The organism is Dethiosulfovibrio faecalis (genome assembly GCF_021568795.1).
Taxonomy (GTDB): Bacteria; Synergistota; Synergistia; order Synergistales; family Dethiosulfovibrionaceae; genus Dethiosulfovibrio; species Dethiosulfovibrio faecalis.
In genome coordinates this window covers 1-6,416 of the sequence record NZ_JAKGUE010000031.1, presented here as the reverse complement: position 1 = coordinate 6,416, position 6,416 = coordinate 1, and the positions used below count along the sequence as shown (strand labels likewise).

The following is a 6,416-nucleotide window of genomic DNA, read 5'->3' as shown; positions in this document are numbered from 1 at the left end:
GGACACCGCAGGAGATCTACTTCGGAAAGGAAGACCTATAGCAGTCTGACCTAAACTAATCTAGGCTAAAAAATGGTCTTGACAATGGGGTCCACCATAACTTATCGCTCAATATGAGGAGGCATAAAGTATGAAAATATCACAGGTGAAAATATCAAATTTTCGAGGATATAATAAGGAAGTATGCACTGATTTTAATGATCTAACTGTGTTTGTTGGGAAGAACGATGTCGGTAAATCCACTATACTGGAAGCTCTCGACTTGTTCTTTAACGAAGGCAAAGGAATTATTAAGCTTGACAAGGAAGACGTCAACAAACAAGAGCTTGCAGAGGGAAATAAGGATATCCGTATTGCTGTTGTTTTTGAAGATTTGCCGGATAACCTGGTCATTGACAGCACAAACGGAACTACACTCCAAGGTGAATATCTGTTAAACAGCGATGGTAATCTGGAGATAGTCAAGGTTTATCCTAATGGGGGGAAAGAAAAAGTCTTTGTGAAAGCAAATCATCCTTCGAACCCTGCTTGTGCAGAGCTGCTTCTAAAAAAACAGAAGGACTTGCAGACAATCATCAAAAGAGAGGAAATCCATTGCGAGGATCAAAAGAAAAACGCTGTTATGCGTAAAGCCATATGGATGCACTATGTAGACGAACTTCAGCTTCAGAAAAGTGAGATAGATGTAGCTAAAGAAGACGCTAAAAAAATTTGGGATCAGTTAAAAAATTATATGCCTCTATATTCTCTATTCCAGTCTGATCGAAGAAATAGTGATGGAGACAGTGAAATACAAGATCCTATGAAAATGGCGGTACAGGAGATATTGAAAGAATCAAGTATACAGGACTCACTCAAGGAAGTTGCGACAGAAGTGACTTCCAAGCTCAGAGAGGTTGCGGACAGAACGCTGGAGAAATTACAAGAGATGAACCCGGAAATTGCAAAAACTCTAAATCCAGTCATACCTTCTTCGGAAAATTTGAAATGGGCAAATATTTTTAGTGGGGTTTCCATTTCCAGCGATGAGGATATTCCGATTAATAAACGAGGAAGTGGTGTAAAGAGGCTTGTCTTGCTTAATTTTTTCAGAGCTGAGGCTGAGCGAAGAAGATCCGAAAAGAATGTTCCAGATATTATTTACGCAATTGAAGAGCCCGAAACTTCTCAACATCCTGAGCATCAGAAAAAACTTATCGATGCTTTTATTGAGTTATCAAAAGCGGACCACTCCCAAATTATTTTGACGACCCATAGTCCGGCGATTGTTAAAATGTTGGATTTCGAGCATTTAAAATTAATAAAAGGGACTGAGCGTAAAGATATTGTAAGCGTTGAAAAAAACAATTTACCTTACCCATCGCTTAATGAAGTTAATTTTCTTGCTTTTGACGAATCTGACGATGGTTACCATAATGAATTATATAGCTATATAGAAAGCGAAAACTGGCTCATCGAATTCAAAAGCGGCAAACCAACTCGGAAATATCTAAAGGAGCAAAAGGGCAAAATCAAAGAGCAAAATTTAACCTTAAGCGAGTATGTTCGACATCAGATTCATCACCCAGAAAATACTCAAAATGCGAGATTTACTGTCTCTGAATTGCATGATTCAATAGGTCAAATGCGAGCCTTTATTGTGGAAAAAACTGTATAGTGTGTCCTCTAGCGCTAAGCTATGCCTTCCGTGGCTAAAAATAGGAGACGCCAAAGATGATAGATTTTACGAACCTCGACGCCCTCAAACAAAAACTTGATTCCTATCGTCCACTGTCGCCGGAAATCGTCTTCAATTTACACGAGGATCTAGTCCTTCGGTGGACCTACCATTCCAATGCCATAGAGGGAAATACCCTCACTCTGAAGGAGACCAAAGTGGCCTTGGAGGGGATAACGGTCGGCGGAAAAACCATTCGGGAGCACTTTGAAGCGATCAACCACAGAGAAGCCATCTTTTTTGTGGAGGATCTGGTAAAAAAGCGGGAACCGTTGTCGGAATGGCAAATCAAGTCGATTCACCAACTGATACTGAAAAATATCGACGATAAAAATGCCGGCGTCTACAGAAAGACGAACGTTATTATCTCCGGTGCCGACCATGTACCCCCCGATGCCCTTTGTGTGGAAAGTGAGATGCAGGGCTTTATCCGGTGGTATCGAGCCAAGGGCCCATCTCTTCACCCAGTGGAGCGGTCCGCCCGTGTGCATGCCGATTTCGTGAAAATCCACCCTTTCGTGGACGGCAATGGCAGAACGTCAAGGCTGCTCATGAACCTGGAGTTGATGAAGAGTGGTTTCCCTCCGGTTGTCCTGCCTGTGGAAAGGCGGTTGGAGTACTACGAGGCCTTGGATCTGGCCCATACAAAAAATAATTACGAGCCTTTTTTGAGGCTTGTCTCGACTATCGTGGAGTCGGGGTTTAAACCATACTGGCACGTATTGAGAGTGACCTTATGAATAGCTTTTTGACAAACGAAAAACACCTTTCTCAAATTCCCGCCTTGCGGCTTCTGATCGCCATGGGATTTGAGTTTTTGACGCCGACAGAGGCCCTTCGTGAAAGGCAGGATAGAACATCCAATGTCATTCTGGAAAACATTCTGCGTAGCCAGCTTAAAGAGATAAACCGCATTCGCTATAAAGGGAATGAATACCTCTTCAGCGAGGAGAATGTTCAATCGGCGATCCAGAAGCTGAAAAACGTCAAATATGACGGATTGCTGAAGACTAACGAAGCCATTTACGACCTGATCACCTTGGGTACGGCTCTGGAACAGACCATCGAGGGTGACTCAAAGAGCTTCAACCTTAACTATATAGACTGGCGAAACGCCAGACGCAACAGGTTTCACGTTACGGTGGAGTACAGTGTCGAGCGTTCAAGGTCAACCGAAACCGCTAGGCCGGATATAGTCCTCTTTGTCAACGGAATACCTTTTTGCGTGATTGAGTGTAAGTCTCCTCAGGTGGATGTGGAGCAGGCTGTCTCCCAGTCTATCAGAAATCAGAACGATGATTATATCCCAAAACTCTTTATCTACAGTCAAATGGTGTTGGCTCTGAATAAGAACAGCGCCATGTACGCCACGATAGGAACCGCTGCGAAATTCTGGGGTGTGTGGAAAGAGCCCCAGATGAACGATGGAGAGCGTGAGTTTGAAAAACTTGCGGTCTTTGTGAATAAATCCCTTGCGGAGGATGTCGCGGCTAGGATTGGCTCTGTCTTTGGCGTTAGGTCGGAATCGTTTAAGGATAACAGGCTGGTAACCGAGCAGGATAGGTCTTTGTTCTCCCTTTGTCGTCCGGAAAGGCTCTTAGAATTGGCTTGGAAGTTTACGGTCTTCGACGGTGGTCTCAAAAAAATCGCAAGATATCAGCAGTATCTTGTCATCAAATCAACTCTGAATCGGGTAAAACACTTTGACAGCTCCGGTTCTCGAAAGGGCGGTGTGATCTGGCACACCCAGGGATCGGGGAAATCTTTGACCATGGTTATGCTGGCCCGAAATCTGGCCTTAGATCCAGAAATTTTGAATCCCCGAATTGTCCTTGTCACGGACCGTGATGATCTGGATAAGCAGTTGGGCAATACTTTTGCGGCCTGTGGTCTCGAAGCAAATCGGGCGACGTCGGGCAGGAATCTGTTGGAACTTGTCTCCGAAAAGAGGTCTGCAATTATCACAACCCTCATCCATAAATTCGACAAAGCCTATGGACTGAAGAAGTTTCAGGATAATTCGAGCGATATTTTCATCCTTGTGGACGAGAGCCACCGTACTCAATTTGGTTCTTTTTCCGCCCGAATGAGACAGATGTTTCCCAACGCCTGTTATTTAGGGTTCACAGGAACCCCTCTTTTGAAGAAGGAGAAGAATAGCTTTACTAAATTTGGTGAACTGGTGGAGCCCCATTATTCAATTACACAGGCCGTCGAGGATGGCGCAGTTGTCCCCCTTCTTTATGAAGGTCGCCATGTGGAGATGACACAGAATAAAGAGGCTGTGGACCTGTGGTTTGAGAGGCATACTAAGGGTTTGACCAAGGAGCAGCAAGCGGATCTTAAGCGGAAATACTCACGAGCAGAGATGTTGAACAAGGCGGATCAGGTCATATACATGAGGGCCTTTGATATCAGCGAACACTTTCGTTCCAACTGGCAGGGAACGGGATTCAAAGCCCAGTTGGTAGCTCCGAATAAGGCCTCTGCCCTTAAGTACAACTCGTATCTGAATGAGATCGGAATAGTTAGCTCCGATGTCGTTATTTCGCCGCCGGATATGCGTGACGGCTACGAAGAGACCGATGATGAGCCAACGGACGACATCGTAAGATTCTGGCAAAAGATGATGAAGCGTTATGGAAGTGAAGAAGAATACTCTAAGCAGCTTATAAACCAGTTTAAGCACGGCGATGATCCCGAAATCCTTATCGTCGTCGATAAGCTTCTGACCGGCTTTGATGCTCCACGAAACGCCGTTCTCTATCTGTGCAGGGTACTAAAAGAGCATACGCTGCTTCAGGCAATTTCAAGGGTCAACCGTATCCATGAGGGCAAGGAGTTCGGTTTTATCGTCGATTATGCGAGCGTCCTCGGTGAACTGGATAAAGCGCTTACGATGTACAGCGCTTTCGAGGGTTTCGATGAATCCGATCTTCTTGGTACCCTGTCATCCATCAACGGCGAAATAAAAAGACTACCGGGGCTGTATTCCGATCTTTGGGATATATTCAAAACCGTTAAGCATTCTTGCGACGAAGAGGCTTACGAGGTGTTGCTTGCCGATGACGAGCTCCGAGAGGAGTTTTACAGTCGTCTTTCGGAGTTTGGCAAAACCCTCGGTATTGCCCTATCTTCCGAAAAGTTCCTCTCAGAAACCGATGAGAAAACCTTGTCCCGGTACAAGGGAGACCTTCGGAAGTTTCAGTCGCTCAAAGCGTCTGTCAAACTCCGTTATGCGGAGGCCATCGACTATAGGGATTACGAGCCAAAGATCAAAAAACTGCTGGATACCCACATTCAAGCCAACGAGGTTGTCCAGTTGAATGAACCTGTCAATATCTTTGACGATAAAATGTTTGATCAGGTCAAGGAGGATCGGGGCGTCAATCAAGGCAAGAAAACCACTGCTTCAAAGGCTGATGCGATTGCACACGCCACGAAGAAAGTTATCACCGAAAAGATGGACGAAGATCCAGCATTTTATGAGAAATTCTCAAAGCTGATCCAACAGGCGATTGAAGATTTTAGGGCTAAGAGGATCTCCGATCTGGATTATCTTAACAACGTTGTGGATATACGTAACAAGATCGTCGGCAAAGTTCATGACGATGTTCCAGACAGGCTTCTGGGCAATGAGGATGCCATGGCTTATTTTGGTGTGATTAAGCCCTTTCTTGAAGAACACGGGTTAGAGGAGAATAGCCTCGAATCCAATTCCGCTGATACGGCGATCGCTATTCAGGGTATTTTAGAAAAACACGGTAAGGTTAACTTTTGGGATGACGAAGACGCTCAGAAACAGGCTGTCAACGATATCGACGATTACTTATACGATGAACTTAAGACAAGAAGAGGGGTCGAGTTGTCGCTTGATCAGATGGACGATATTATCGAGAAGGTGTTGCAGGTGGCAAAACACAGGTGCTCTCGATGATGGAGGGTTTATCTAATAGCGATAAACGTTCGGTTGTTTACGGTCAGAAAAACATAAATTTTAGGTTGCTGTATTGTGATAGAAAAACGATGGAAATTGCCGTTCACCCTGATAGCACCGTCGTAGTTAAGGTGCCTATCCAGTCTGATATTACGTTGATAGAGAAGAAAATAATAAATCGGGCTAGTTGGATCTTAAGACAGATGAGTTATTTTAAGCAGTTTAACCCCAGGACGCCAGAGCGATGTTATGTGAACGGCGAAACCCATCTTTACCTTGGTAAGCAATATCGCTTAAAGCTGAGCACAGGGGTGGGGAGTTCTGTTAAATTGTCTCGTGGTTTTTTTAATGTCACTTGTATCGGTGAACCTACCCCGAGTGTCGTCAAAAGACTTTTGAATCAATGGTACTCGGAAAAAGCGCAGATCCAGTTTGTTGAGAGCTTGGATCGATGTTGGGCTAACTTCAGGGGGTTAGCGGTTGAAAAACCCAAGCTTTCTATTAGGAAAATGAAAAAAAGATGGGGCAGTCTTTCTGTTAAGGGAACGATGACTCTTAATTCGGATTTGATAAGGGCTCCTAAGGAATGCATCGACTATGTAGTTATGCACGAGCTCTGTCACCTAAAATATCATGATCATAGCCCGGAGTTTTATAGTCTTCTCGATTCTCTCGTTCCAGGATGGGAGAAAATAAAACACAGGCTTGAACTTACTACGGTGTGATTGCGAAACGTACAGGCCCCGCGGTTCTGAGACTGTC

General features: G+C 44.6%; 4 protein-coding genes. All 4 read left to right on the top strand.

The window, feature by feature from the left end:
- Nucleotides 1-130 precede the first annotated feature (130 nt).
- Genes L2W58_RS12925 through L2W58_RS12910 form a run of 4 tightly spaced genes read left to right on the top strand, consistent with a single transcriptional unit; the run spans nucleotide 131 to nucleotide 6,379 of the window.
- The gene (locus L2W58_RS12925; RefSeq protein WP_236103825.1) at nucleotides 131-1,657 is read left to right on the top strand and encodes an ATP-binding protein; all 1,527 of its coding nucleotides are present in this window, start codon (nucleotides 131-133) and stop codon (nucleotides 1,655-1,657) included.
- Between the two features lie 56 nt (nucleotides 1,658-1,713).
- A complete protein-coding gene (locus L2W58_RS12920; protein ID WP_236103824.1) occupies nucleotides 1,714-2,457 on the top strand; it encodes a Fic family protein in 744 nt (247 codons plus the stop codon).
- Nucleotides 2,454-5,654 (top strand): type I restriction endonuclease subunit R, encoded by a 3,201-nt coding sequence (locus L2W58_RS12915; RefSeq protein ID WP_255700556.1) that lies wholly within the window; start codon nucleotides 2,454-2,456, stop codon nucleotides 5,652-5,654. Before L2W58_RS12920 ends, L2W58_RS12915 begins: the two co-directional genes overlap by 4 nt.
- On the top strand, nucleotides 5,651-6,379 hold the full coding sequence (locus L2W58_RS12910; protein ID WP_236103826.1) for a M48 family metallopeptidase: 729 nt from the start codon (nucleotides 5,651-5,653) through the stop codon (nucleotides 6,377-6,379). Before L2W58_RS12915 ends, L2W58_RS12910 begins: the two co-directional genes overlap by 4 nt.
- Nucleotides 6,380-6,416 lie beyond the last annotated feature (37 nt).